Origin of the sequence: Micromonospora sp. NPDC005197 (assembly GCF_040608295.1) — a bacterium.
Lineage (GTDB): Bacteria > Actinomycetota > Actinomycetes > Mycobacteriales > Micromonosporaceae > Micromonospora.
In genome coordinates, this window is record NZ_JBEXHY010000050.1 from 14430 (window position 1) to 40473 (window position 26044).

Genomic DNA, 26044 nt, shown 5'->3' on the forward strand with positions numbered 1-26044 from the left:
ACACTGTGTCGACCTCGCCGCCCCCGCACCCCCAGACCACGGCAGCCCGCCGGCTCAACGCCGGCCGGGACCTGTGGCGCGCGCTGAGTGGCCGGGGCGCGCGGCTGGTCGCCCGGGCGCACCAGACCTGGCGCCGCTCGCTCCAGGTCCGGGTGGTGACCATCACGCTGGTCGCCTCCAGCCTGCTGGTGGGCGGTTTCGCGTACCTGATCGCTGACAAGATCACGACGATCCTGCTCGACAACGCCCGCACCGACGTCCAGTTGCGGGTCAAGGGCGGCGCGGGCTACGCGGCCAAGCAGGTCTCCCTCTACGGTCAGCCGCAGGAGGCGCAGCTTCAGGAGACCATCGAGGGCACGGTCAACTACCTGGCCGGCGGCGACCCGCAGCAGACCAGTGGCGTGGTGGTGGCCATCACCGCCGCCGACTACCCGACCGTGATCCAGACCCGCACCGCGCCGGCGGTCAACGTCCAGCCCCTGCTCAGCAAGGAGCTGCGAGCCGCGGTCGCCAGCGGTAAGGTGGCCAGCCAGATCCAGACCGGTCGGCTCACCGGCGAGCCGACGAAGTACCTGGTCTACGGCTCGCCGGTGCCGACCCGCTTCGGGCAGATCGAGCTCTACTACCTGGTGCCGCTGACCCGCCAGGACGCCACCGCCGCGGACGCCCGAGCCACAGTCGTCGCCACCGGCATCGCCCTGGTGGTCCTGCTGGGTCTGCTCGCCGCCCTGGTCACCCGGCTGGTGGTCAACCCGGTCCGGGTCGCCGCGCGTACCGCCCAGCGGCTCTCCGCCGGCCTTCTCGACCAGCGGATGGTGGTCAACGGCGAGGACGACCTCGCGCTGCTGGCCGCCTCGTTCAACCAGATGGCGACCAACCTGCAACGGCAGATCCTGCGCCTGGAGGAGATGTCCCGGTTGCAGCGCCGGTTCACCTCCGACGTGTCGCACGAGCTGCGGACCCCGTTGACCACGGTCCGGATGGCCGCCGACCTGATCTTCGCCGAGCGCGACGAGTTCGACCCGGCGGTGGCCCGCAGCGCCGAACTGCTCCAGGCCGAGCTGGACCGTTTCGAGGAGCTGCTCACCGACCTGTTGGAGATCAGCCGGTTCGACGCGGGCTTCGCCATGCTGGACGCCGAGCCGACCGACCTGGTGCCGGTGGTGCACCGGGTGGTCGACCGGTTGGCCGGCCTGGCCGAGCGGGTGGGCGTGGAGATCGAGCTGGACCTGCCGAGCACGCCGGCGATCGCCGAGGTCGACCCCCGCCGGGTCGAGCGGGTGCTGCGCAACCTGGTCGGCAACGCCGTCGAGCACGGCGAGGCCCGGCCGGTGCTGATCACCCTCGGCATCGACGACACCGCGGTGGCGATCACGGTCCGCGACCACGGGGTGGGGCTGAAGGTGGGTGAGGAGAAGCTGGTGTTCAACCGGTTCTGGCGGGCGGACCCGTCCCGGGCCCGGCAGACCGGCGGCACCGGGCTGGGTCTGTCGATCAGCCTGGAGGACGCCCGCCTGCACGGTGGTTGGCTGGAAGCCTGGGGAGCGCCCGGGCAGGGCGCCCAGTTCCGGCTCACCCTGCCGGCCCGCGCCGGTGACCGGCTCACCACGTCGCCGCTGCGGCTGGTGCCCGCCGACGCGGCGCTGCCGTTCGGCGGCCCCCGCGACGGCGGCCCGCTGGCCATCGGGCCGGGCACCGGTGGAGCGCTGGCGATCGGCTCCGCGCCAGCGGGGGACGGCCAGCGGGCGGAGGTGCGCTCGTGAGGGCTCGACCACTGCTGGGCGCCCTCGGCGCGGCGCTGCTGCTCAGCGCGGGCTGCGGCATCCCGGCGTCGTCCGACGTGCGGGTGGACGGCAAGGCCGGCACGGCGACCGAGGCCGGGTCGAGCAACGGCCGAAGCAGCGAACCCCCGTCGCGTACGGCCAGCGGCAGCGACAACGAGGCGTTCGTGCGTAACTTCCTGTCCGCCGCCGCAGGCGAGCCGGACCGGGCGTACGAGCGGGTGAAGGCGTTCATCGCCCCGGAGCACAGGCTCCGCCTGCAGGACAAGAAGGGCAGCGAGGTCGCGCTGACCGTGGTCCGGCTGCGGGAGTCGGTCTTCACCTTCAACAGCGACTCGACCACCACGGTCAAGATCTCGGTGCAGCAGATCGGTGTGCTGCGGACCAACGGCACTCTGGCGCCGCCGGTGGCGACCGAGACCGAGTACGAGTTCCGGCTGCGCAGCGCCTCGCTCGGCGGCGCCGACAACGACGAGCGCGCCGGCCAGTACGTCCTCGACCCGCCGAACGTGCTGCTGCTCAGTGACGTCGCCCTGCAGCAGTACTACCAGGACGAGTCGATCTACTTCTGGAGCTCCGACCGCACCCGGCTGGTGCCCGACCAGCGGTATCTGCCGTTCGCTGTGCCGGACGAGCGCCGGGTCAACGAGGTCGTGCGTTGGCTGGTCGGCGGCCCGTCCGACTGGCTGCGGCCGGGCGTCGTCGGCCTGCCCGACGGCACCGAGCTGATCAACAACGCCACCGGCGCGAACAACCGCTGGGAGGTCAACCTGGACATGTCCGGCGACGACCAGAACCGGGTCGACCAGGTGATCACCCAGCTCGCCTGGTCGCTGGGTGACCTGCCGGGCGAGCTGGAGCTGAAGATCCGCAACAACTCACAGCCCGTACAGGACCTCAACGAGCGCCGGCTGGCCCAGCCGCTCTACCCGGTGCGGGAGGGCCCGCAGCGGTTCGGCGTCTACGAGGGCGCGATCCGCCCGCTCGACTTCGTCGGCGAGCCCGGCGGTGTCGTGCCCCTGGCGGCCGAGGTCAACCGCAACATCGTGTCCGCCGGCCTCGCGCGGGGCGCCAACCGGGTCCTCGCCGCGATGGTGGTGACCAGCGGCAAGGACCGGCAGCGACTCGCGGTGGGCGCCGGCGCGGACACGGTGGCCGCGCTCAACCGCGGCGACACGGAGTACGCCTCGATCAGCCGCCCGGTGTGGCTGCGTACCGTCGACTCGCGCCCGGCGCAGGGGCTGGTGGTGGCCGACGGTCGCCTCTACCGCTTCGACGAGGCCGCCCGCATGTCGGAGGTGCCGCTGAACCTGCCCTCGCCGCAGGTCACCGCGGTCGCCGCCGCGCTGGACGGTCAGCGGGTCGCGTTGGTCGCCGGCGGCCGGCTCTACGTCGCGGCGATCAACCTGGACGGCGCCGGGAGCGGGATGTCCGTCGGCCCGCCCCGGGCCCTGGTCACCTCGCTGACCGGTCTGACCGCGGTGGACTGGATCGGCGAGGATCGGCTGGTGGTGGCCGGGTCGGCCGGCCAGCCGGCGATCTACGAGATCAGCGTCGACGGGGCGCTGGAGACCCCGCTGCGCACCGACGTGGGCGCCAAGGTCAACCACCTGACGGCGTACCCCACCAACCGCAGCGTGCGCGTGCCCACCGGGGCGTACATGTACGAGGCGAACAAGGTGGCGTACCGCAGCAGCCCGTTCGAACGGATCGAGCCGGAGAGTGTGCGCGACGTCCCCGCGCCGCCGGCCGGGGTCCGGCCGAGCAACCCGTCTGCCCCGTTCTTCCTCTACTGACGCCGTGCGAGGGCTCTGGGCGGACCTCGCCGACCTGGTCCTGCCCGCGGACTGTGCCGGCTGCCGGGAGCGGCACGCGGTCCTGCGGCACGGCTTCTGCCCCGCCTGCGTGACGGCGCTGGGCCTGCTGCGTCCCCGGACGGTCCGCCCCACTCCCGCCCCGGCGGGGCTGCCGCCCTGCGTCGCCCTCGGCCCGTACGCCGGCCCGCTGCGTGAGGCCCTGCTGGCGTACAAGGAGCACGGCCGGCACGGTCTGGCCCGCCCGCTGGGCGCGCTGCTGGCCGAGGTGGTCGTCGCGGCGGTCGGCGGAGTCCGCCCGCTGGAGTTGGTGCCCGTGCCCGACACCGCCGCGGCGGCCCGCGCCCGCTACGGCGACCACCTGGACCGGTTGGCCCGGCACTGCGCGAGCCGGCTGCGCCGGGGCGGCTGGCCGGCGCGGGTGCACCGTCCGCTGCGCGCGCTGCCCCGGCCGGACTCGGTGACGCTGGACAGCGCGGGCCGCGCCGCAGCGGCCGAGGCGGCGTTCCGACCCCGGTCCGGCGCGTCGGCTGGGCGTCGCCGGGCGGGCGGCGCCCCCGTCGTGGTGCTGCTGGACGACATCGTCACCACCGGCGTGACCCTGGCCGCGGCGGCCCGGGTGCTGACGGCGAGCGGGCGGCCACCGGGCGTCGCTGCGGTGCTCGCCGCGACCGAGAAAAGGCACCAGTTGTAACCGACCGTGTTTCCGTTTCACCCGTTGGTGTATGAGGTGCGAAAAATCCCGGGCGGTCTTGGCAACATGGGGTGACTGCCAGGCGAACAGGAGTTAGCGTTTCGCTGTCAGGGGTAGGAGGTCGTTCCATCCCGCCCCCGGCGGTGAGAGGAGGCGTAGCCGTACTGACCGGTCGACGCCAGCGGGTCTCCCCACGGCGCGCGGCCGGGCCACCGGATCGAAGACGTCCGAACAAGGGAGGTCACGTGGACATCGTGGTCAAGGGCCGCAACGTCGAAGTGCCGGACCATTACCGGGTACACGTAGCCGAGAAACTCGCAAAGGTCGAACGCTACGACCATAAGATTATCCGCGTCGATGTCGAGCTGTTTCACGAGCGCAATCCGCGCCAGGCCGACCACTGCCAGCGGGTGGAGATCACCTGCATTTCCCGGGGCCCCGTGATTCGGGCCGAGGCCTGCACGAACGATTTCTACAGCGCGCTCGACGCCGCCATCGCGAAGCTCGACACCCGGCTACGCCGTGCGGCGGACCGCCGCCGCGTACACCGTGGTCGGCACGCGCCGATCTCCGTCGCCGCCGCCACCGCCGACCTGCCGGTCACGGATCTGGTGGCCGCCCCGCTGTCCGCGCCGGGCGCTGGCGCCCGCGCCGGCACCGCCGTGGCGGAGCGGGTCGAGGAGGAGCACGACCAGCCGTGGCACATCGCCCGGGAGAAGGTGCACCCGGCGGAGCCGATGACGATCGACGACGCCCTGTTCCAGATGGAGCTGGTCGGCCACGACTTCTACCTGTTCCAGGACAAGGAGACCGGCCGCCCCAGCGTCGTCTACCGACGCCACGCCTACGACTACGGCATCATCTCGCTCGACACCTGAGCCGGGCCTGACCCGCGCCGAGCACCGGGTTGTGGTGGGCGACCGCCACAACCCCGTGTCTCGTCAGCGCAGGTCGGCCGGCAGCAGGGCGAACGTCAGGTCGTCGAGGCGAGCACCCGCCAGGCCGGGCAGGCGACCGCGTAGCAGGGCCTCGCGCTGGAAGCCGACCCGCTCCAGCACGCGATGCGAGGCGGTGTTCTCCGGCACGGTGCCGGCGGTCAGCCGGGCGATACCGGCCAGGCCAAACGCCCAGTCGGCGAGCAGCCGGACCGCCCGGGTGGCATGGCCGTGCCCCCGCCAGCGCGGGAGCAGCGCGTAGCCGATCGACGCCTCACCACTGGTCACCTCGGTGTACGACAGGCCGCAGCTGCCCGCCGGCTCGCCGGTGGCCACGTCGACGATCAGCAGCCGGGCGATGTCTCCGGTCAGCCATGCGCTCTCCGCGAGCCGGCAGCGCCGCTCGATCGCCTCGGGCGTCGGTGGCACCGGCGGGGCCTGGTTGGCGACCACCTCCGGCCGGCTGTGCAGCCCGTACATCATCTCCGCGTCGTCCGGCGCGAGGCGACGCAGCGCCACCACCTGATCGGTGAGCACCCCGTCGGGCAGGTCGGGCAGCAGCCGGGGGGTCGGGCCGGGGGGATCGTCGGCGAGGCGTACCCAGGTCAGCAGATCGTGCCGGCCGCCGTCCCGGCGCTGCCCGGCCGACCGACGCAGGCCCTCGTACCGGAAGCCGGCGGCCAGCGCGACCCGCTGGCTCGCCGCGTTCTCCAGCTCGGTGAGCAGCTCCAGCCGGAGCGTCCCGGCGCCGAAGGCGTGCTCGCTCAACGCGCGGGTCGCGGCCGTGGCCACCCCGCGCCCCCGCGCCGCCGGCCGCAGCCAGTAGCCGATCTCCGCCTGACTCCGGCCGGGCACCGGGTTGCTCAACCCGGCCCCGCCGAGCAGCCGGTCGGTGGCCGGGTCCGCGATGGCGTACGCGGCGCCGCCGCCGGCCCAGACCGCCGGTGCGCCGGCCTCGACCCACCAGTGGGCGTCGACCTCGGTGTACGGGGCCGGCATGCTGGACACGAACCGCTGGCTGAGCGGGTCCGCGCAGCCCTCGACCAGGTCCGCGATGTCTCTGGCCCGAAACGGCCGAAGCCGCACCCCGTGCGCCTCGACGACTGGCGGTGCCCCGGTCATGCCAGATCCCCGGCGAGCAGCGCGGCCACCCAGGTGTCGACCCGCTCACCCCGGTGCTGGACCCCGCCCCGGGCGGTCCCCTCGAATGTGAAGCCCGCCTTCTCGGCGGCCCGCCGGGAGGCGGTGTTGCCCACGTTCGCCTTCCACTCGATCCGGGCCAGTCCCAGCGTGGTGAAACCCCAGGCGCTCAGCGCGATCAGGGCGGCCGGCAGGTGACCCCGCCCGCGGGCGGCCGGGGCGGTCATGAAGCCCACGTCCGCGAGCAGCGGGTCGGCGGGGGAGAGCCGCAGGTCCAGAGTGCCGACGTACCGGTCGTCCGGGTCGGCGATCACGAAGCAGGCGGAGTCCCCCCGGGCCCAGGCGTCCTGGGCGTAGTCCCGGTACCCCTGCGCGTCGGAGCGGTCGTACGGGTCCGGGACGGTGGTCCACCGGATCGTCTCCGGGTCCCGGCAGGTCTGCACCACGGCGTCCAGATCGTGTTCCTCCATCGGTCGCAGCCGCAGCTCAGCGGCCGCCGAGGTGGCGAACAGGGTCGGCTGTGGGCGGCCGAAGACGGCGGCCCGGCGGGCGACCAGGGTGCCGGGGCCGGCCGGCCCGGTCGATCCGGGTTCGGGCACCTCGCCGGGCAGCAGCGAGCCGATCCAGCCGTCCGAGCCGCCGTCCGGCGCCGGGTTCGCCTGCCGCAGCCGGCCGTCGATCCGGAACCCGGCCCGGAGCGCGACCAGCCGGGAGGCGTGGTTACCCACCTCGGCCTGCCAGAGCAGCCGGCGCAGCCCCAGCTTCTCGAAGGACCAGCGGGCGACCGCCCGGGTGGCCCGGACGGTCACGCCCCGGCCGCGCGCCCACGGGGCCGTCCAGTAGCCGATCTCACCGGTGCCGGCACGGTCGATGGAGATCAGCCCGCACGAGCCGAGCAGGTCGCCGGTGGCCGCGTCGCAGACCGCGAACGGCGCCCCGGTGCCGTCCGCCCAGGCTTGCGCGCTCAGCTCCGTGACGAAACCGCGGGCGTGTTCGCGAAGGTATGGGCGCGGTACGGTGGTCCAACGCTGAATGTCCCGATCCTGGCAGGCGCGGTGTACGCCGTCGGCGTCCGCCTCCCGCCAGGGTCGCAGCAGCACGCCGTCCTCGACGATCTCCACAGGCTCCACCCGTGCATCGTGCCGGAACGTTCGCCGAAGGCGTAACCGGATTACGTCCCGGGCGGACCCCGTGCGCGAATTATGTCGGGTTCGGCGGGGTGGACCGCCGCCACCAGTGACCATCGCGCCGATGGAGCGCCTACGATGGTTCGAGACTGTCTAGGGGAGCGTTGATCCGTGTCGATTCTGGAAAAGGTCCTTAATGCGGGCGAGGGCCGCATGGTGCGCCGGCTCAAGGCCATCGCCGCCGCCGTCAGCTCGATCGAGGACGACTACGTCAACCTCACCGACGAGGAACTGCGCGGTATGACCGAGCAGTTCCGGGAGCGGCTCGCCGACGGTGAGACCCTCGACGACCTGCTGCCGGAGGCGTTCGCGGTGGCCCGCGAGGCGGCCGCCCGGGTGCTCGGCCAGCGGCCGTACGACGTCCAGGTGATGGGCGGCGCCGCGCTGCACTTCGGCAACATCGCCGAGATGAAGACCGGTGAGGGCAAGACGCTGACCTCGGTCATGGCCGTCTACCTCAACGCGCTCTCCGGCGACGGCGTGCACGTGGTCACCGTCAACGACTACCTCGCCCAGCGCGACGCGGCCTGGATGGGTCGCGTGCACGAGTTCCTCGGGCTGACCGTCGGCGTGGTGCTGCCCAACCGGCCGGCCAGCGAGCACAAGGCCGCCTACGAGTGCGACATCACGTACGGCACCAACAACGAGTTCGGCTTCGACTACCTGCGCGACAACATGGCCTGGTCGAAGGACGAGCTGGTGCAGCGCGGGCACAACTTCGCGGTGGTCGACGAGGTCGACTCCATCCTCATCGACGAGGCGCGCACCCCGCTGATCATCTCCGGCCCGGCCGAGCACTCCGCCCGCTGGTACGGCGAGTTCGCCGGCGTCGTGGCCCGGCTCCAGCCCGGCACGGACGGCGAGGGCGACTACGAGGTCGACCACTCCAAGCGCACCATCGCGGTCACCGAGCGCGGCGTCGCCAAGGTCGAGGACCGGCTCGGCATCGACAACCTGTACGAGTCGGTGAACACCCCGCTGGTCGGCTACCTCAACAACGCCATCAAGGCCAAGGAGCTCTACAAGCGCGACAAGGACTACATCATCAGCGACGGTGAGGTCCTGATCGTCGACGAGTTCACCGGGCGCATCCTGCACGGCCGTCGCTACAACGAGGGCATGCACCAGGCGATCGAGGCCAAGGAGGGGGTGGAGATCAAGCAGGAGAACCAGACCCTGGCCACCATCACCCTCCAGAACTACTTCCGCCTCTACAACAAGCTGTCCGGGATGACCGGTACGGCGCAGACCGAGGCGAGCGAGTTCAACAAGGTCTACAAGGTCGGCGTCGTGAGCATTCCGACCCACCGCCCGATGGTTCGCGAGGACCGGCCGGACGTCATCTACAAGACGGAGAAGGCCAAGTTCAACGCCGTCATCGAGGACATCGCCGAGCGGCACCAGATGGGCCAGCCGGTGCTGGTCGGCACCGTCTCGGTGGAAAACTCGGAGATCCTCTCCCAGCTGCTGCGCCGCCGGGGCATCCCGCACAACGTGCTGAACGCCAAGTTCCACGCCCGGGAGGCCGAGATCGTCGCCCAGGCCGGGCGTAAGGGCGCGGTCACCGTGGCCACCAACATGGCCGGCCGCGGCACCGACATCCTGCTCGGCGGCAACCCCGAGTTCCTCGCGGCGAACGAGCTGCGCCAGCGCGGTCTCGACCCGCTGGAGAACGAGGAGGACTACGCCAAGGCGATGGAGGAGGTCCTGCCCACCTGGAAGCAGGCCTGCGACGCCGAGGCGGACGAGGTCGCCGCCGCCGGTGGCCTGTACGTGCTGGGCACCGAGCGGCACGAGTCCCGGCGGATCGACAACCAGCTGCGCGGTCGCGCCGGCCGGCAGGGCGACCCGGGCGAGTCCCGCTTCTACCTGTCCCTGCAGGACGAGCTGATGCGACGCTTCCGGGCCGGCGCGGTCGAGGCGGTGATGGAGCGCTTCAACATCCCCGAGGACGTGCCCATCGAGTCGAAGATGGTCACCCGTCAGATCAAGAGCGCCCAGGCCCAGATCGAGGGTCAGAACGCCGAGATCCGCAAGAACGTTCTGAAGTACGACGAGGTGCTCAACAAGCAGCGCCAGGTCGTCTACGCCGAGCGGCTGCGGGTGCTCAACGGTGAGGACCTCTCCGACCAGGTCCGCAACATGATCGACGACACCGTCGAGGCGTACGTGCGGGGCGCCACCTCCGAGGGCTACGGCGAGGACTGGGACCTCGAGCAGCTCTGGTCCAGCCTCAAGCAGCTCTACCCGGTCGGCGTGACGATCGAGGAGCTGGAGGAGGAGGCCGGCGGTTCACGGGCCGGCATGGACGCCGACTTCCTGGTCGCCCGCCTCAAGGAGGACGCGAACGCCGCGTACGACCGCCGCGAGGAGCAGCTCGGCACCGAGGGAGTGCGCCAGCTCGAGCGGATGGTGCTGCTCCAGGTGATCGACCGCAAGTGGCGCGAGCACCTCTACGAGATGGACTACCTCCAGGAGGGCATCAACCTCCGGGCGTACGCCCAGCGCGACCCGGTGGTGGAGTACCAGCGCGAGGGCTTCGACATGTTCGCCACCATGATGGAGGGCATCAAGGAGGAGACCGTCGGCTTCCTCTACAACGTGGACGTCCAGGTCAACGAGCCGGAGCCGGCCGCCGACTCGGAAGAGGTCACGCTGCTCGACAAGCCGGTGGAGATCCGGGCCAAGGGTCTCAACCGCTCGCCGCAGCGGCAGGGTCTGCAGTATTCGGCTCCGACCATCGACGGTGAAGCCAGCCCCGGCGCCGTCAACGTCGAACAGGAGCAGCAGCAGGCACCGGCGCTCGGTGTGGGCCGGCCGGTCCAGAGTGCGCCGGCAGCCCCCGGGCGGAGCGCGCCGTCGGCCCCGCAGCGGCCGGCCTCCGGGCTGCGTGGCCCGACGCTTCCGACCGCCGGGTCCCGACGTCCGGTCCCCAACCAGGCCGACGCCGGCAACGGCCCGTCCCGCAACGCGCCGTGCCCGTGTGGCTCGGGCCGCAAGTACAAGCGCTGCCACGGCGCCCCCAACGGCGGCAACTGACCGACCGCACGTCCCGATGGGCCCTGGCCGACGAGGCCGGGGCCCATCGGCGTCTCCACCCCCGCATCCCGCCACCGACGCCCGTGGCCGGGTGGCCGTGGCTGAGGGGCCGGGTCGCCCGTGGCCGCGCGGCTCGTGGCCTGCGGCGGGGTGGCGGGGTGGCGGGGTGGCGGGAGATCATCTCGGCTTCCTGGAAGTCGGGGTGTCAGCGCCAGGTTGATACCGCGACTTCCTGGAAGTTGAGTCGATCAACGCAGAGCAAGCGGCGGGTTGTCAGAGGACGTGCAGGGCTGTGCACAGCCAGCGGCCTCGCCGGTGTTCCAGGCGTAGCGCCATGGCCCAGGCCCGGCCACCGGCGCCGCTCACCACGGCAGCCGCTTCCACAGCGGCTTCCCGAGGCTCGCACACCCGCATCCGGAGCAGCCGCAGAGCCGGCCGGGTTGCCCGACGGCGAGCCGGCCCGGCCCGCCCGGTCGCCCGGGCGAGTTCGGTGAGCAGTTCGACGGCCCGGCCCGGGTCGAGCAGCGGGCGTACCTGGGCCGGCGAGCGGTAGCCGTTGACCACCTCCAGGCAGGTGCCGACGAAGCGGTGTGCGGCCCGGGTCGCCTCGGGCGCGGTCGCCGGTGGGAGTGGCGCACCCGGGTGGCTGGCCGGCCGCGAAGGCGTACGGCGTGGGGTCGCGCGACGCTCCGCCGGCCGGACCGGATCCGGTCGTGTCGAGGCGAACAGGTCGAGGGCGAGCTGGCCGTGGGTCGGCCCCGGCCAGTACGTCTCGTCCGGGTACGGCGGATCGATGGGCGGGACGGGGCGCAGGCGCACAGGTGGCCGGGAGGGACCGGGTCGCCGCTCGCTCATCGCTGCTCCCTTTGATCTTGCGTTTGCCTTCGTTTGCCTCCGACTGACTCGATTCTGCGCGACAGAACGGCCTCGGTCAATGCCTGCGGCGACGGACGCGTCGCCCACGGGCATGATCCACTCGGGTTCGCCGACATCGCGGTATCCCGGCGGGCCGGACAGCCCCATTTCGGCGATACGGAGTGGATCACGCGGGTCGGGGCCCGCAGGTGGCACGCGTGTCGGGCGGTGCTGCCCGGACCTACTCCGGGTCGCGGTCGATGAGGGGGTTACCGCGTACCCAGTCGGCGGTTTCGGCGTACTTCTGCGCGATGTACTCCTCCAGCCGGGCACGCTCGACCCGCCACTGACCGCGTCCGCCGATCTTGATCGCCGGCAGTTCCCCGCTGCGGACCATGTGGTAGACCTGCGAGTCCGACACGTTCAGCTCGGCGGCCACGTCGGAGAGCAGCAGGAACCTCGGCTCCACGAAAACTCCCGGGGTTGACGTCGTTTGCATCAGTTTGCCATCGGTAGGGCTCACCGCCCAGCATCCCCGGCCCGGCGGCGGGCCAACCGGCGCCGGACACACCGGCGGGAAACTTCCACCGGCCGGAGGCGGGGTGTATGACGGTCACGGCGTGCGGCATGATCTGCGCCCGTGCCGGCTGCCGCCGGCACAGGACCGAGCGGGGAGACGACCGGTGACCGACGAGCTTGTCCGGGTGTACGTGCCGGCGACCGTACCCATGCTGACCCGCCTGCGCGAGCAGGGGCTGACCGCCGACCGGGCGCACGCGGTGACGCCCGCGCTGCGCGAGTGGTACGCCGAGGGTGACGAGGAGGAGTTGGAGTACGTCGCGTTCACCCGGGCTGCCCAGGACGCGCTGCACCTGCTCAGGGCCGATCCGGCCGCGCCCCGCCGCCGCGTGGTCGTCTCGGTCGACCTGCCGTCCGCCGCGCTCGGCCGTGGCGATGGTGAGCTGGGGTCCAGCTTGGTGACGTTGGCCGACACCGTGCCGGTGGGGGCCGTCGCGGCGATCCACGTGGACGGCGCGGACGCCGTCGAGGAGGTCGCCGCCGCGGCCGACGTGGTGGCCGAGGCCGCTGCCGGCGACCCGGACGCCCAGTTCACCGTCGACGGGGCCGAGGATCACGAGCTGGAATGGTACGACGTGACCGAGCTGGACCTGCTGCTCCGCGCCACCGACTGAGCCAGCAGCAAACAGCGGGCCGCCCGCGCTCAGGCGACCGGCCAGCGCTCAGCAGGCCGGCAGCGAACAGGCGAGCCGGTAGCGGTCACCGGGCCGGGTCGGCGTCGACGGCGTCGTGAGCGGTCGTGTCCGCCTCGTCCTCGTCCTCGTCCTCGTCGGTGTCGGTCTCGTTCCTGGCTGTCGGCGGCGTGGTGCCGGGACCGTCGGCCACGGCCGGGTCGTCGTCGGTGTGCGCCGGGCCGAGCGTGCGGCCGAACGCGATGAGCGCGGTCAGCGCCCCCACGAAGAGCATCCAGATGCCGTTGTCCACCCGCGAGGTGCCCAGCGACGTCTGCGCCACCGCGTCCGCCTCGCTGAGCGCGCTGGCCAGGTCCAGCAGCGACCGGCCGCCGATCCGGATGATCACCTCGGCGAGCAGCAGGAGCAGGCCCGGCCCGGCGCCGGCGAGCAGGTAGGCCGGCCAGCGCAGCGCGGGCGTCTGCGGATCGCGCCGCAGGGCTCGCCGCCGCGCCCAGGTGAGGTAGCCGAAGGCGAGCAGCCCGGCCAGCAGACCGGCGATGAGCGACTCGGTGCGCGACACCCACTTGGCCGCGTCGACAAGCGACTGCTGGCTGTCGCCCGCGCCGAACAGGTCGAACAGCGGGTCCCGGGCACGACTGAACGCCACCACGAAGACCAGCGCGCCCAGCGCGGCGGTCACCACCGCACCGACCGCCGGGGCCGTTCGCGCGCCGGCGATCGCCCCGCCGATGATCGCGGCGGCCGCCGTCGTCCCGGCGATCACGTTGGTGGTCGAGGTGTCGAAGTAGGTGAGGTTGATCGCCAGCGCGGCGATCAGCCCGACCACCATGCCCGCGCCGATCGCACCGACGAAGCGCAGGGTCGCCCCGTCGCCGTACCGCCGGGTCAGCAGGTTGCCGCCGGCCAGGGCGGTGGCGGCCCCGGCCACCAGCGCGGCCGAGATCACACCGGGCAGGGCGAACGCGGAGAGGCTGATCGCGGTGATGCCGGCCGCCGCCGAGGTGATGGCCTCCCGGGTCGACCAGAGCATGGCGGCCAGCCAGCCGAGCGCCAGCAGCGCGAGCACGGCCGCGCCGGGCGCGAACACCGGTCGGCCGCCGGGGGAGGCCGCGTCGACCGCCGGCTGGTCCGACTCCGCGGCTGGGACGCGGCCGGGCTGCTTGGTCATCGTCTCCCCTTCGAGGCGCCAGGTCACCGACCATTCAGGGTACGCGGACCGCCGCGACCCCCACCGAACGAGCCACACCCCACGGCTACGCCCAGCCAACACAGCCGAGCCATCACGGAGAAGTCGAGTGGCATCAAACTGCCCCGGGGACGGCTGCAGCTCCGCAAGACGGTCGGCGCGTCGAGGCGTACCCCCGAAGGAACCGCGACGGAGGCGCGGACCGCGACCAACGTCGGGGCTGGGGCGAGCGTCCCCGGCGGAGGGATCAAGCCTGACCGCCCGGAGCCGGGGACGGTCGCCCCAGCCCCGCCACCGCGAGCGGTAAGGGGAGCAGGCCCAGTCGGTCCTTCGCGATCGGGTGACGGCGGCAGCAGTGCCAGCACCTTCGCGTGAAACAATCGCGGGAGGTCCCGCCGCTGCTCGGCCCTCCCGCGCGGCGTCCGGTGTCCGGCCGTCCGGTCGGTGCCCGCGGGTCCGGTTTCGCCACCGCTGTCGAGATCGCCAGGAGCCTTGATGGATGCCGTGTTCTCCGTACCCGAGCCGCGCAACGAGCCGGTTCGCAACTACGAGCCGGGCAGCGGAGACCGGGACCGGCTCCAGCGGCGGCTGACCGAGCTGGCCGCCGAGCGCATCGACCTGCCGATGACCATCGGCGGCGAGCAGCGGATGGCGGCCGGCGACCCGATCAACGTGGTGCAGCCGCACAAGCACGCCCACGTGCTCGGCGTGACCGCACACGCCACCCACGACGATGCCCGCGCCGCGATCAAGGCAGCCAAGGATGCCGCCCCGATGTGGCGGGCGCTGCCGTTCGAGGAGCGCGCCGCGATCTTCCTGCGCGCCGCCGAGCTGCTCGCCGGCCCCTGGCGGGACACCCTCAACGCCGCCACCATGCTCGGCCAGTCGAAGACCGCGATCCAGGCGGAGATCGACGCCGCCTGCGAGTTCATCGACTTCCTCCGGTTCAACGTGCACTTCGCCCGCCGCCTGCTCGAGGAGCAGCCCGCGTCCTCGCCGGGCGTCTGGAACCGCTTCGACCACCGCCCGCTGGAGGGCTTCGTCTACGCGGTCACCCCGTTCAACTTCACGGCCATCGCCGGCAACCTGCCGTCGGCGCCGGCGCTGCTGGGCAACACGGTGATCTGGAAGCCGGGCCCCACCCAGCAGTTCGCCGCGCACTTCACCATGCGGCTGTTCGAGGCCGCCGGCCTGCCGCCCGGCGTGATCAACATGGTCACCGGTCGGGGCGAGGAGGTCTCCGACGTGGTGCTCGCCGACCCGGATCTGGCCGGCATCCACTTCACCGGCTCGACCAAGGTCTTCCAGCAGTTGTGGCGGACCGTCGGCGACAACATCTCCCGCTACCGGGGCTACCCGCGGCTGGTGGGCGAGACCGGTGGCAAGGACTTCGTGGTCGCGCACACCAGCGCCGACGTGGACGCCCTGCACACCGCGCTGATCCGCGGCGCGTACGAGTACCAGGGCCAGAAGTGCTCGGCGGCCTCGCGGGCGTACGTGCCGCGTTCGCTCTGGGAGGGTGGCCTGCGGGACCGCCTGGCCGCCACCGCCGACTCGCTGACCTACGGCGACGTCACCGACTTCAGCAACTTCGGCGGCGCGGTGATCGACGACAAGGCGTTCGCCCGGCACACCGCGGCGCTGGAGTTGATCGCCGGTGACGACACCTGCCGGGTGCTCGCCGGCGGCACGGCCGACGACTCGGTCGGATACTTCGTCCGGCCGACGCTCTTCGAGTGCTCCGACGCCGCCCACGAGACGTTCACCACCGAGTACTTCGGGCCGATCCTGGGCGTGCACGTGTTCGACGACGCGCGCTTCGACGAGGTGGTCACGCAGGCCGAGTCGATCGCCCCGTACGCGCTGACGGGGTCGGTGTTCGCCACCGACCGCCGGGTGATCGATTCGGTCGGCGAGCGCATGCGCTACGCGGCCGGCAACTTCTACATCAACGACAAGCCGACCGGCGCGGTGGTCGGGCAGCAGCCGTTCGGCGGCGCGCGGGCCAGCGGCACCAACGACAAGGCGGGCTCCTGGCTCAACCTGGTTCGCTGGGTTTCGCCGCGGACGATCAAGGAGACCTTCGTGCCGCCGACCGACCACACGTACCCCCACATGGGCTGACCTGCGGCGACCCGCTGGCGGCGTGCGCAGCGCCGCCAGCGGTCGGCCGAGGGGCCGCAATCCATCGATAGTCCTCAACGGACAGTCTGCCGCCGACAGTGCACATAGGAAGTCCTGTCGGGTGGCAAACTGCCAAATCCTGGACGCCGGCAGCGCAAAGTGGCAGCGTAACGGCCATGGCGGAATCCGGAGTCAACCCCACGGCGGCGGCCCTGCTCGGGCTGCTCCACGAGGGTCCCATGACAGGCGGCCAGTTGATGGCTGCCGCAGAGCGCCGACTGGCGCCCTACTGGTCGATGACCCGCAGTCAGGTCTACCGCGAGTTGCCGGTGCTGGCCGAGCGGGGGTACGTGCGGCTCGGCAAGCCGGGCCCACGAATGAGCCAGCCGTACGCGCTCACCGCAAGCGGGAAACGGACATTTTCCCGCTGGCTGGCGGAGAACCCGGGGCGGGACACCATCCGCAACCCGATCGCGCTCCGGATGGCCTTCGGCAACCTGCACTCGTCCAGCCAGCTCAAGAGCCTGTACGCCTCGGCCAACGAATACCACACCGAGGCCCTCGCTCAGGTACGCGAACAGGTCAAGAACGCCAAACGGGACGGCGAGACGTACGACGCCAGCGCGCTGGAGTTCGCCGTCGCCTACCACCGGGCGGCCCTGTCGTGGCTGAAGTCCGCCCCCGTCGGGTGATCTCCGGCGGGTTCGCCGACACGGAACGAGCTGTGCTGCTCCCGGCACAGTACGCTTGTCTGTCGTGACCGCTGCCGATTACGCCGAACAGCTCAAGGAACTCGACGCGACCCTGCGCAACATCGAGGCCGTCCTCAATCTGGACCGGCTGCACGAGGACAAGGCCCGCCTGGAGCAGGAGGCGTCCGCCCCCGATCTGTGGGACGACCAGGCCAAGGCGCAGCAGGTGACCTCGCAGCTGTCGTACGTCAACGGCGAGATCAGCAAGCTGGGCAGTCTGCGCTCCCAGCTCGACGACGCCCGGGTGCTGCTGGAGTTGGCCGAGGCCGAGTCCGACCCGGGTGTGCTGACCGAGGTCGAGACGGAGATCACCGGCCTGACCAAATCCATCCAGGAGATGGAGGTCCGCACCCTGCTCTCCGGCGAGTACGACTCCCGGGAGGCGCTGGTCGCCATCCGGGCCGGCGCCGGCGGCGTGGACGCGGCGGACTTCGCCGAGATGCTGCTGCGGATGTACCTGCGCTGGGCCGAGCGGCACGGCTACCCGACCGAGGTCTACGAGACCTCGTACGCCGAGGAGGCGGGCCTGAAGTCGGCCACCTTCGCGGTCAAGGTGCCCTACGCGTACGGCACGCTCAGCGTCGAATCGGGCACCCACCGGCTGGTCCGGATCAGCCCGTTCGACAACCAGGGTCGCCGGCAGACCAGCTTCGCGGGCGTGGAGGTGCTGCCGGTGACCGAGCAGACCGACCACATCGACATCCCGGAGAACGAGGTACGCGTCGACGTCTACCGTTCCTCGGGGCCGGGTGGGCAGAGCGTCAACACCACCGACTCGGCGGTCCGGCTCACGCACATCCCGACCGGCATCGTGGTGACCTGCCAGAACGAGAAGTCCCAGCTGCAGAACAAGGCCTCCGCGCTGCGGGTGCTCCAGGCCCGGCTGCTGGAGCGCAAGCGCCAGGAGGAGCAGGCCAAGCTGGAGGGCCTGAAGGAGAACGCGGCCGGTTCGTGGGGCGACCAGATGCGCTCCTACGTCCTGCACCCGTATCAGATGGTGAAGGATCTCCGAACCGAGCAGGAGACCGGCAATCCGAGCGCGGTCTTCGACGGCGAGTTGGACGGTTTCATCGAGGCCGGCATCCGTTGGCGTAAGCAGCGGCAGCTCGCCGGCGACGGTGCGTGACGACTCGCGGGCGGAGCGCTTCGTCGATCTCCAGGTGAGGGCCTGATTCGACGACGCGCGCCGCTTCTGCGGGGCGTGGGGCTTGGCTCAGTTGTTACACCGCGTAGACTCACCACCCGTGATTCAGCTTGAGCAAGTGACGAAGACGTACCCGAAGGCGTCCCGGCCTTCGCTCGACAACGTGTCCGTCTCGATCGAGAAGGGCGAGTTCGTCTTCTTCATCGGTCCATCCGGCTCCGGCAAGTCCACAATCATCAAGATGCTGCTGCACGAGGTCACCCCCAACAAGGGGCGGGTCCTCGTCAACAGCAAGGACGTCACGTCGATGCGCTCCTGGAAGCGACCCCACTTCCGGCGTTCGATCGGCTGCGTCTTCCAGGACTTCCGGCTGCTGCCGAACCGCACCGCGTACGAGAACGTGGCGTTCGCCCTTGAGGTGATCGGCAAGACCAAGGCGGTTGCCCGCCGGGTCGTGCCGGAGGTGCTGGAGTTGGTCGGGCTCGGTGGCAAGGAGCACCGCTATCCGCACGAGCTCTCCGGTGGTGAGCAGCAGCGGGTCGCCGTCGCCCGGGCGTTCGTGAACCGTCCGCTGATCCTGCTGGCGGACGAGCCCACCGGAAACCTGGACCCGGACACCTCGATCGAGATCATGCGCCTGCTGGACCGGATCAACCGCACCGGCACGACCGTCGTGATGGTCACCCACGACTCCAACATCGTGAACCAGATGCGCCGCCGCGTCATCGAGATCGAGAGCGGTCGCATCGTGCGTGACCAGGCCCGCGGCGTCTACGGGTGAGCCGGCGCTCCGCCCCTGCGCAGCCTGACGACGAACACCTCATGCCGGAGACCCGGAGGAAATCCCGATGCGCGTGAAATACGTCCTGTCCGAGGTACTGGTCGGACTGTGGCGCAACGTGACCATGACCATCGCGATGATCATCACGATGGCGGTCTCGCTGACCATGCTCGGCGCCAGCGGTCTCATGTACCGCCAGGTTGACGACATGAAGGACCTCTACTACAAGAACATCGAGGTCTCGATCTTCCTGAGTCAGGAGGTGAGCGAGCAGCAGCGCACCGACCTGGACGCCAAGCTGAAGGCCGACCCCCTGGTCAAGGACGTCATCTACGTCAACAAGGACGAGGCGTACAAGAAGTTCCAGGAGATGTACCAGGACGCGCCGGACCTGGTGAACGCGGTCAAGCCGGACCAGCTGCCGGAGTCGTTCCGGCTCAAGCTGAACAACCCGGAGCAGTACAAGAACATCTACGACCAGTACAAGGACACCGAGGGTGTCGACGAGATCGTCGACCAGAGTCGACTGCTGGACAAGATCTTCGACGTCCTCACCGCGATCCAGAACATCGCCCTGGCCGCCGCGATCGTGATGGCCATCGCCGCACTGCTCCTGGTGGCCAACACCATCCAGGTCGCCGCGTACAGCAAGCGGCGTGAGGTGGCGGTCATGAAGCTGGTCGGCGCGTCCAACTGGTTCATCCAGGCGCCGTTCGTGCTGGAGGCCGTGGTGGCCGGCCTGATCGGCTCACTGCTCGGCCTGGTGGCCCTGGTCGCGGCGAAGTATCTGCTCTTCGACGGGTCGCTCAAGGCGTTGCAGGGCCTGCTGTCGCCGATCAGCTGGGGTGACATCCTGTTCATCTTCCCGCTGATGGCCGGCGTCGGTGGCCTCGTCAGCGCCGCCACCGCCTGGATCACCCTGCGCTTCTACCTGCGGGTCTAGGCAGCGTACGGGTCGTCCCGTCGTCACTCGGGGACCCTCCCGCGGCCGGAATAAACGGCGCGGGAGGGTCCTTGTCATTCGGGTAGCATGATCGGTTGTCCGGCCGGGGTGAGCCCGGCGACGGACGTTTCCGGGAGAGGGGGTGGCGCCGATGCCACGGGAAAAGGGGCGCAAGGTGGTCGCCTCCAACAAGAAGGCCCGCCACGACTACGCGATCCTCGACACGTACGAGGCGGGCATGGCGCTGACCGGCACCGAGGTCAAGTCGCTGCGGGCCGGGCGGGCGTCGCTGGTCGACGCGTTCGCCCAGGAGCGCGACGGCGAGTTGTACCTGCACGCGATGCACATCCCGGAGTACACCCAGGGCACCTGGACCAACCACGAGCCCCGGCGTACGCGCAAGCTGCTGCTCAACCGGGGCGAGATCGACAAGCTCGTCGGCAAGACCCGCGAGGGTGGTCTGACCATCGTCCCGTTGCAGGTCTACTTCTCCGACGGCTGGGCCAAGGTCGAGATCGCCCTGGCCAAGGGCAAGAAGTCGTACGACAAGCGCCAGGACCTCGCCAAGCGCGACGCGGACCGGGAGATCGCCCGGGTGTCCGGTCGACGTGGCAAGGGAATGGGCGACTGATTCATCCCTTTTGTCCGGGTCGGCGCGCCGACCCGGGGCTCGGGATGAAACCCGTTGCGGCAGGCGTTAGTCTTGTCAGTGCCGCCGCAAAGGCGGCCTGTCGAGGGGGTGACTGGTTTCGACTTCGTACGCAGCGACAGGGGAAGCGAGCCGAGGAAGCCGACGTCGTCTCGAGAATCGGTCGTCGGAAACTTATAAGCGCCAAGAACAATCGCGCTGACTTCGCTCTCGCCGCCTGAGGCGAGTAGCTAAGTCTGTCGGCCTGGGAACGCCTTCGTCCCAGTAGCCGGCATCAGCTAGAAGGCTGGCCAATCGGACCCGGTCGCGGGGTCCGTGCGGCGAGATCAATCAGCGACTGGGCCCGTCACACCAACTTGCTCGCGTGAGCGGTGGGGCCGAGTAGAGGCACAGCGAGCTGCGCTCGGAGAAGCCCTGACAAACCGGCGAAGGACCCGGGTTCGATTCCCGGCACCTCCACCACCTCGAAAGGATGCGCCCCGGCCCACCGGCCGGGGCGCATCGTCGTATCCGCCGGGCGACCTCGGAAGCCGAGGCGGTTGATCCACTCCACATCGCCGACCTGCGGGTGTCCAGACGTCCGGGACACCGCCACATCGGCGACCTGGAGTGGATCACCGCGCGCTGGGCCGCCGCGCTGGGCTGCCTGCCGCGCTGGGCTGCCTGCCGCGCTGGGCTGCCCGCCGCCCCGCGACACCGACGCCGGGCACTGCGGGCGGGTCGGCGCCGCCTACGCTGCCGCTGTGACGAACCAGCAGCTGCGCCTGTCTGTCGGCGCGTCAGCCGGCCAGCGCACGGTCGCGGTGGTGACGGGGGTCCTCGTCGCGGCGATCGGTGCGGCGTTCGTGCTGGTGCCCCTGCTCGCCGGCGGGCTGGTGCGCCGCCTCACCGGCCCGGGAGACGGGTTCGCTTCCTACGAGGAGGCCCGCGATCTGCCGCCGGGAATGCTGCCGCCCGCGCTGCGGGAGTCCGCGAGCGGCTCGGGAGGGCCCGGACCGTTCCTCGGGCTGTGCGGGCTGCCGTTCGTCCTGCTCGGCGTCTACCTGGTGCTGCGGGTGCTGCGTACGGCCGCCTGGCTGGACGGCAGCCGGGTGCGGGTGCGGGGCGCCATCCGCAGTCGTACCGTCGATCTCGCCATCGCCCGCGTCGACTCCCGTTCCCGTGGGGAGGTGGGGGCCGACCCGTCGGCTCGTGCGGGTCGGTCGCCGGGAATCGTCGTCACCGATCGGGCCAGTGGGCATCGGGTCACCATCCCGCTGCGGGGGATGGGTCTGCCCGTCCTGCCGCCGTCCGAGCTGCGCGCGCTCGCCGACGCGTTCGCGGCAGGTCGACCCGGTGCGGAGCCCAGTGACGAGGCCCGCGCCGTCGCCGCCGATCTGCGGCGTCTGGCGGACGCCTGAGCGGCCCGCTGACGGCGGTGTCCGACGTCCCGGTGGGGCCGGTGTTACCAGTGGGACGGATGAGCAGGAAACGCCTCTGGACAGGGCGAACGGGCGGGTTCACCATCACGGTATGGGATAGCAGCCCCGCGCGGGAGGTGCCATGGTCACCGGTGGAGTCCAGCAGCCGTCAGTCACCGCCCCGCCGTCCGCCGCCCGCACGCATCCGGCCGGGCTCCCCGGTGAACCGGGGCCCGCCGGGCTCGCCGGCGACCTGCACGCCCTGGCCCGTGCCGTCGCGGTCGCCACGACCGAGCCGCGCTGGCGCGAGATCGTGCTGCTCCGCCTGCGTCCGGTCGGGCAGGGCTTCGCCGAGCACGTACGGGTCACCGAAGGGCCGGCCGGCCTCTATCGGGAGCTGCTCATCCACTCACCGCGCCTCGACCACGGGATCCGGCTGCTGACCCGGGAGCACACCGCGATCGTCGCCGCGATCCTGGCCGTGCAGCGGGTCGCCGAGCGGTCCGAGGCCGGCCCCGACGAGCTGCGCCGCCGGGCGGGGCACCTGCTGCGGACGCTGGCCCGGCATCGGCGGCGTGGTGCCAATCTGCTCTGGCAGGCGTACCAGACGGATCTGGGCGGCGAGACCTGAGCCGGGGCGGGAACCCGCCCGGCGGCGGTCCCGTCGAACCTGGCATGCGTCGACCGGTTCTGCTGCTCGTACTGCCGCTGTTGTCCATGGTGGGCTGCGCCGCGACCGGCGCGGAGCCCGCCGCCGCGCCCACCACGACGGCGCATCGCGCATTCGACCAGCGGGCCAGCGCGGTCGCCGCGGCGTGGCGGCCCGGTCCCGGCTGGCGTGACGGCTACGTCCCCCTGCAGGGGCCGACGGTGCTCACCGGCGACCCGCGCTTCACGCCGGACACCGAGACGGCCTTCCGGTCCGGCTGGTACCGCGCCCAGGTCGCCATCCCGCCCACCCGCGTCGGTGCCGAGATCCGGTTCCCGGACGGGCGGTTGACCCTGCCGCTGGTCAGCGCGGCCGAGGCGTACCGGCAGCTCGACCGGGGTGACCCGCTGCCCTGCCCGGGGCGGCCTAAGCGGCCCGGGCTGCCGACTCCCGGCGGTCCCACCGTCGAGCCCGGGCCGGACGGCTGGGCGACCAGCACGACGGAGACAGCCTGCCTTCCGCTGACCGTCACCGGGGTGACCCTCGGTGCCGTGCCGGTCCGCACGAGTCGAGGTGAGGCGCAGGTCCCGGCCTGGCTGTTCACGGTGGAGGAGCTGGCCACCCCGGTGGCCCAGCTCGCCGTCGCGCCGACGGCCGTCACGCCCGTCCCCCCGGCGCCCACGCCGACCCAGCCACTGCCGGAGGGTCTGGTGGCCGCCCAGGACATGGTGGCGGTGGACGGCGCACGGTTGACCGTCCGGCTCGGCGTCGGTGCCTGCGACACCGACATCACCCCGGTGGTGTCGGAACGGCCGGACGTGGTCGTGGTCGGCGGCGCGGTCACCCGGTCCACCGGAGTCTGCACCGACGTGCTCAAGCTGGAGCCGGTCACCGTCACCCTGGCCGCCCCGCTGGGGGCGCGGCCGGTGCTGGACGTCTTCACCGGCGCACCGCTGACGATCGCCGCCCGGTGACGGCCGCCGGGCCTCTGCCGCTGACCGCCCGCGCGGGCTCGGTCAGAGGATCGTGGGAACGTCGGTGCTGATCGGCACCGGCAGCACCGTGGGTCCCTCGGCGCGCAGCCCGGTGGCGAGGGCGGCACCGAGCTGGTCAGGGGTCTGCACCACCTCGGTGGCGCAGCCGTAGCCGGCCGCGATGGCGGTGATGTCCAGCCCCGGCAGGTCCAGGCCGGGCACCCCGGGAGTGTCCTTGAACTCGGCGAACGCCTTGAGGATCGCGTACTGCTGATTGACCGGGACGAGGACCACCACGGGCAGTGCCAGGCGCGCGGCGGTCCACAGCGCCTGCACCGAGTAGTGGAACGAGCCGTCGCCGATCACCGCCACCACCGGCCGGCGACGCCCGGTGTCCCGCTCGGCCAGCGCCACCCCGACCGCGGCCGGCAGGCCGTAGCCGAGCCCACCGCTGGCCATCGTGAAGTACGACGCCGGCCGGGTGATGCGCAGGTGGCGGCGCAGTGCGGACAGGTTGGACGGTGACTCCTGGACCAGCACGCCGTCGGCCGGCCAGTGCGCGGCCAGCGCGGCGAACATCGCGTCGGCGCTCAGCGGCACGGTGACCTCCGGCGGCGCCGGAGCGGCCCGCGGCGTCGGCGGCTGTCGGTTGGCGGCCGGAACCAGGTCGAGCAGCGCGGCGAGAGTCAGTCCGGGGTCGCCGAGCAGGCTGTCCCCGACCGGGGCTCGGGCGGCCTCGTCCGGGTCGTCCGTCACGTGCAGCAGGCGGGCGCCCTCGGGCAGGTGGTCGCCCGGGACGTGCGGGTAGTAGCGGAACACCGGGGCGCCGACGACGAGCACGGTGTCGTGCCCCCGCAACGCTTCGGCCAGCGGCCCGATGGCGAACGGCAGGACCCCGCGGAACTGCGGGTGATCTTCCGGGAACACGGCCCGTTCCGGTGCGGGGGCCGACCAGACCGGTGCGGCCAGCCGCTCGGCCAGGGCGACGGCCGCCGGCCAACTGCCGGAGCGGTCCACGCCGGGCCCGAACACCAGCACCGGGTCGCGGCTGTCGGCCAACACCCGCGCGAACGTCTCCAACCGCTGCGGATCCGGCCCGAAGCGGGTCGCCACCGTGCGCGACGCGGGAGGCGCCTCGGCGGGCCGGGCCCAGTCGTCCATGGGCAGGGAGAGGAAGACCGGCCCGACGGGCGGTTGCACGGCTGTCGCGTACGCCCGCAGCAGCGCCGCCGGAATGTCCTGCGCGCGGACCGGCTCGTAGCTCCACTTGACGTACGGCTCGGGCAGCTCGACCGCCCGTCGGCTGGTCAGCCGGGGCTCCAGCAGCAGCATCTCCCGGGTCTGCTGGCCGGCGGTGACGATCAGGGGCGTCTTGTTGTGCCAGGCGGTGACCAGGTTGCCCATGCCGTTGCCCATTCCCGGGGCGGTGTGCAGGTTGACGTGCGCGGGCCTGCCGGCCGCCTGGGCGTACCCGTCGGCCATCGCCACCGCAGTGGCCTCCTGCAGCGCGTGGACGTAGCGGAAGTCGGCCGGAAAGTCCCGCAGGAACGGTTCCTCGGTGGAGCCGGGGTTGCCGAAGACGGTGGTCATGCCGAGGGTGCGGAGCACGTCGTACGTCGCGTCCCGGACCGTTGCCATCGTCACCTGCCTCCGTGTCGCGCGCAGGGGCCGACCGTGGCCGCCCTCCCGATCAGCCGAATCTATCGGGATGTGACGGATCTTTCGGGCGTTTCCCGGCCGTCGGGGGTCCGGCTCGCCCACCGGGCCGCGTGCGGCGCAGGTCAGGGCAGCGCGAAGGGCAGTTTGATGCCGTCCAGCGCCCGGCCGCACGCGCAGTCCTGCTCGGCGGGCAGCGCGGCCACCGCGTCCAGCAGCACGTCCCGCAGGCGCTCGGTGTTGGCCGCGAAGACCCGGAACACCTCGTCCTGGGTCACCGACTCGCCCGCCTGCACCCCGGCGTCCAGGTCGGTGATCAACGCGATGGAGGAGTAGCAGAGCGCCATCTCCCGGGCGAGCACCGCCTCCGGGTGGCCAGTCATGTTCACGACAGTGCCGCCGATCGACGCGAACCAGCGGGACTCGGCACGGGTGGAAAACCGCGGGCCCTCGACCACCACCACCGTCCCGCCGTCCACAGCCGTGACGTCCCGGCCGGCCGCCGCGGCGAGCAGGGCGTGGCGGCCCCGCGGGCAGTACGGGTCGGCGAACGGCACGTGCACCGCGCCCTCGTCGTAGTAGGTCTGCACCCGCCCGCTGGTGCGGTCGATGAGCTGGTCCGGCACCACGAACGTGCCCGGCCCCAGCTCCGGACGCAGCCCACCGACCGCGCACGGCGCCAAAACCTGGCGTACGCCGAGGGACCGCAGCGCCCACATGTTGGCCCGGTACGGGATCCGGTGCGGCGGGTACCGGTGGTCGGAACCGTGCCGGGGCAGGAACGCGACCCGCCGCCCGGCCACCTCCGCGATGGTCACCGCGTCCGAGGGTGGACCGTAAGGGGTGGCCAGCTCATGAGGGGTGCCGTCGAGGAGGGCGTAGAGGCCGGAGCCGCCGATCACCGCGAGGTCCGCCGTCGGTGCCATGGAGCCTCCGTCGCAACTGTCCGATCACCCGCCGGTCAGACCTTAGCCAGCACCGGGGACGCAGGCTATGGTGCCAGGCATGGCGTTGACAGCGCGGCTGATCCCGATGCACCGTGCGGATCCGGCGAATGACGGATCCCCGGTGCGGGCTCACGGTTGACGGGTAGGTGGGATGCAGGGAGAGGGCCAGGCGATCGGCGG

22 protein-coding genes and 1 other RNA gene are annotated in these 26044 nt (G+C 71.8%); 16 read left to right on the top strand and 7 right to left on the bottom strand.

Features of this window, described 5'->3' with window-relative positions; translation table 11 throughout:
* Nucleotides 1-5: 5 nt before the first annotated feature.
* The 4 genes from mtrB (at nucleotide 6) to raiA (ending at nucleotide 5167) form a co-directional block, all read left to right on the top strand.
* Nucleotides 6-1763, top strand: a complete 1758-nt coding sequence (gene mtrB / locus ABZU46_RS17920; protein ID WP_354859040.1) for an MtrAB system histidine kinase MtrB — start codon at nucleotides 6-8, stop codon at nucleotides 1761-1763.
* A complete protein-coding gene (locus ABZU46_RS17925; protein ID WP_354859043.1) occupies nucleotides 1760-3577 on the top strand; it encodes an LpqB family beta-propeller domain-containing protein in 1818 nt (605 codons plus the stop codon). The genes mtrB and ABZU46_RS17925 overlap by 4 nt, the downstream gene beginning before the upstream one ends.
* Before the next feature lie 4 nt (nucleotides 3578-3581).
* The gene (locus tag ABZU46_RS17930) at nucleotides 3582-4289 is read left to right on the top strand and encodes a ComF family protein (protein WP_354859045.1); all 708 of its coding nucleotides are present in this window, start codon (nucleotides 3582-3584) and stop codon (nucleotides 4287-4289) included.
* A gap of 245 nt (nucleotides 4290-4534) precedes the next feature.
* Nucleotides 4535-5167: a ribosome-associated translation inhibitor RaiA gene (gene raiA, locus ABZU46_RS17935; protein WP_354859047.1), complete on the top strand. Its 633-nt coding sequence runs from the start codon at nucleotides 4535-4537 to the stop codon at nucleotides 5165-5167.
* A gap of 63 nt (nucleotides 5168-5230) precedes the next feature.
* On the opposite strand, the gene ABZU46_RS17940 is transcribed toward raiA, so the two are convergent.
* Nucleotides 5231-6346, bottom strand: a complete 1116-nt coding sequence (locus ABZU46_RS17940; RefSeq protein ID WP_354859050.1) for a GNAT family N-acetyltransferase — start codon at nucleotides 6344-6346, stop codon at nucleotides 5231-5233.
* Nucleotides 6343-7494, bottom strand: a complete 1152-nt coding sequence (locus tag ABZU46_RS17945; RefSeq protein WP_354859052.1) for a GNAT family N-acetyltransferase — start codon at nucleotides 7492-7494, stop codon at nucleotides 6343-6345. Before ABZU46_RS17945 ends, ABZU46_RS17940 begins: the two co-directional genes overlap by 4 nt.
* Nucleotides 7495-7662: 168 nt before the next feature.
* On the opposite strand from ABZU46_RS17945, the gene secA reads away from it, so the two are divergent.
* Nucleotides 7663-10590 (top strand): preprotein translocase subunit SecA, encoded by a 2928-nt coding sequence (secA, locus tag ABZU46_RS17950; RefSeq protein WP_354859054.1) that lies wholly within the window; start codon nucleotides 7663-7665, stop codon nucleotides 10588-10590.
* 273 nt (nucleotides 10591-10863) lie between these two features.
* Here secA and ABZU46_RS17955 read toward each other — a convergent pair whose 3' ends face one another.
* Entirely contained in the window at nucleotides 10864-11445 is a 582-nt protein-coding gene (locus ABZU46_RS17955; protein WP_354859057.1) for an Rv3235 family protein, read from the bottom strand.
* A gap of 241 nt (nucleotides 11446-11686) precedes the next feature.
* Complete coding sequence (locus ABZU46_RS17960; protein ID WP_354859060.1) at nucleotides 11687-11914, bottom strand: helix-turn-helix domain-containing protein; 228 nt, start codon at nucleotides 11912-11914, stop codon at nucleotides 11687-11689.
* Nucleotides 11915-12128: 214 nt separating this feature from the next.
* Between ABZU46_RS17960 and ABZU46_RS17965 the strand changes: the two genes are divergently transcribed.
* Nucleotides 12129-12638, top strand: a complete 510-nt coding sequence (locus ABZU46_RS17965; RefSeq protein WP_354859062.1) for a hypothetical protein — start codon at nucleotides 12129-12131, stop codon at nucleotides 12636-12638.
* An 85-nt stretch (nucleotides 12639-12723) separates the two neighbouring features.
* Here the strand turns inward: ABZU46_RS17965 and ABZU46_RS17970 are convergent, their stop codons facing one another.
* A complete protein-coding gene (locus tag ABZU46_RS17970; protein ID WP_354859064.1) occupies nucleotides 12724-13827 on the bottom strand; it encodes a hypothetical protein in 1104 nt (367 codons plus the stop codon).
* Between the two features lie 513 nt (nucleotides 13828-14340).
* Here ABZU46_RS17970 and pruA point away from each other — a divergent pair.
* From pruA to ABZU46_RS18020, 10 genes are all read left to right on the top strand, one after another.
* Complete coding sequence (pruA, locus tag ABZU46_RS17975) at nucleotides 14341-15969, top strand: L-glutamate gamma-semialdehyde dehydrogenase (RefSeq protein ID WP_354859066.1); 1629 nt, start codon at nucleotides 14341-14343, stop codon at nucleotides 15967-15969.
* Nucleotides 15970-16145: 176 nt separating this feature from the next.
* Complete coding sequence (locus tag ABZU46_RS17980) at nucleotides 16146-16661, top strand: PadR family transcriptional regulator (protein WP_007455856.1); 516 nt, start codon at nucleotides 16146-16148, stop codon at nucleotides 16659-16661.
* A gap of 64 nt (nucleotides 16662-16725) precedes the next feature.
* Nucleotides 16726-17847, top strand: a complete 1122-nt coding sequence (gene prfB, locus ABZU46_RS17985) for a peptide chain release factor 2 (protein WP_354859069.1) — start codon at nucleotides 16726-16728, stop codon at nucleotides 17845-17847.
* A 118-nt stretch (nucleotides 17848-17965) separates the two neighbouring features.
* On the top strand, nucleotides 17966-18646 hold the full coding sequence (ftsE, locus tag ABZU46_RS17990) for a cell division ATP-binding protein FtsE (protein ID WP_354859071.1): 681 nt from the start codon (nucleotides 17966-17968) through the stop codon (nucleotides 18644-18646).
* Between the two features lie 67 nt (nucleotides 18647-18713).
* Complete coding sequence (gene ftsX, locus ABZU46_RS17995; RefSeq protein WP_354859074.1) at nucleotides 18714-19589, top strand: permease-like cell division protein FtsX; 876 nt, start codon at nucleotides 18714-18716, stop codon at nucleotides 19587-19589.
* A 151-nt stretch (nucleotides 19590-19740) separates the two neighbouring features.
* Nucleotides 19741-20220 (top strand): SsrA-binding protein SmpB, encoded by a 480-nt coding sequence (smpB, locus tag ABZU46_RS18000; protein WP_354859076.1) that lies wholly within the window; start codon nucleotides 19741-19743, stop codon nucleotides 20218-20220.
* 104 nt (nucleotides 20221-20324) lie between these two features.
* Nucleotides 20325-20700, top strand: a transfer-messenger RNA (tmRNA) gene (gene ssrA / locus ABZU46_RS18005).
* Nucleotides 20701-20981: 281 nt separating this feature from the next.
* Nucleotides 20982-21638 carry a hypothetical protein gene (locus tag ABZU46_RS18010; RefSeq protein WP_354859078.1) on the top strand — a complete coding sequence of 219 codons (657 nt, stop codon included), beginning with the start codon at nucleotides 20982-20984 and terminating at the stop codon, nucleotides 21636-21638.
* A gap of 142 nt (nucleotides 21639-21780) precedes the next feature.
* Nucleotides 21781-22269: a hypothetical protein gene (locus ABZU46_RS18015; RefSeq protein WP_354859081.1), complete on the top strand. Its 489-nt coding sequence runs from the start codon at nucleotides 21781-21783 to the stop codon at nucleotides 22267-22269.
* A gap of 44 nt (nucleotides 22270-22313) precedes the next feature.
* On the top strand, nucleotides 22314-23261 hold the full coding sequence (locus ABZU46_RS18020; protein WP_354859084.1) for a hypothetical protein: 948 nt from the start codon (nucleotides 22314-22316) through the stop codon (nucleotides 23259-23261).
* Nucleotides 23262-23303: 42 nt separating this feature from the next.
* On the opposite strand, the gene mdlC is transcribed toward ABZU46_RS18020, so the two are convergent.
* Complete coding sequence (gene mdlC, locus ABZU46_RS18025) at nucleotides 23304-24899, bottom strand: benzoylformate decarboxylase (protein ID WP_354859087.1); 1596 nt, start codon at nucleotides 24897-24899, stop codon at nucleotides 23304-23306.
* Nucleotides 24900-25042: 143 nt separating this feature from the next.
* Nucleotides 25043-25843 (bottom strand): S-methyl-5'-thioadenosine phosphorylase, encoded by an 801-nt coding sequence (locus ABZU46_RS18030; RefSeq protein ID WP_354859089.1) that lies wholly within the window; start codon nucleotides 25841-25843, stop codon nucleotides 25043-25045.
* Between the last annotated feature and the right edge of the window lie 201 nt (nucleotides 25844-26044).

Excerpts from the sequence above, each read along its gene's own strand:
- ABZU46_RS17940 (WP_354859050.1), bottom strand. The coding sequence starts at position 6,346 with ATGACCGGGGCACCGCCAGTCGTCGAGGCGCACGGGGTGCGGCTTCGG.
- ABZU46_RS17955 (WP_354859057.1), bottom strand. The coding sequence starts at position 11,445 with ATGAGCGAGCGGCGACCCGGTCCCTCCCGGCCACCTGTGCGCCTGCGC.
- ABZU46_RS17970 (WP_354859064.1), bottom strand. The coding sequence starts at position 13,827 with ATGACCAAGCAGCCCGGCCGCGTCCCAGCCGCGGAGTCGGACCAGCCG.
- pruA (WP_354859066.1), top strand. The coding sequence starts at position 14,341 with ATGGATGCCGTGTTCTCCGTACCCGAGCCGCGCAACGAGCCGGTTCGC.
- ABZU46_RS17980 (WP_007455856.1), top strand. The coding sequence starts at position 16,146 with ATGGCGGAATCCGGAGTCAACCCCACGGCGGCGGCCCTGCTCGGGCTG.
- ftsX (WP_354859074.1), top strand. The coding sequence starts at position 18,714 with ATGCGCGTGAAATACGTCCTGTCCGAGGTACTGGTCGGACTGTGGCGC.
- smpB (WP_354859076.1), top strand. The coding sequence starts at position 19,741 with ATGCCACGGGAAAAGGGGCGCAAGGTGGTCGCCTCCAACAAGAAGGCC.
- ABZU46_RS18015 (WP_354859081.1), top strand. The coding sequence starts at position 21,781 with ATGGTCACCGGTGGAGTCCAGCAGCCGTCAGTCACCGCCCCGCCGTCC.
- ABZU46_RS18020 (WP_354859084.1), top strand. The coding sequence starts at position 22,314 with ATGCGTCGACCGGTTCTGCTGCTCGTACTGCCGCTGTTGTCCATGGTG.
- mdlC (WP_354859087.1), bottom strand. The coding sequence starts at position 24,899 with ATGGCAACGGTCCGGGACGCGACGTACGACGTGCTCCGCACCCTCGGC.
- ABZU46_RS18030 (WP_354859089.1), bottom strand. The coding sequence starts at position 25,843 with ATGGCACCGACGGCGGACCTCGCGGTGATCGGCGGCTCCGGCCTCTAC.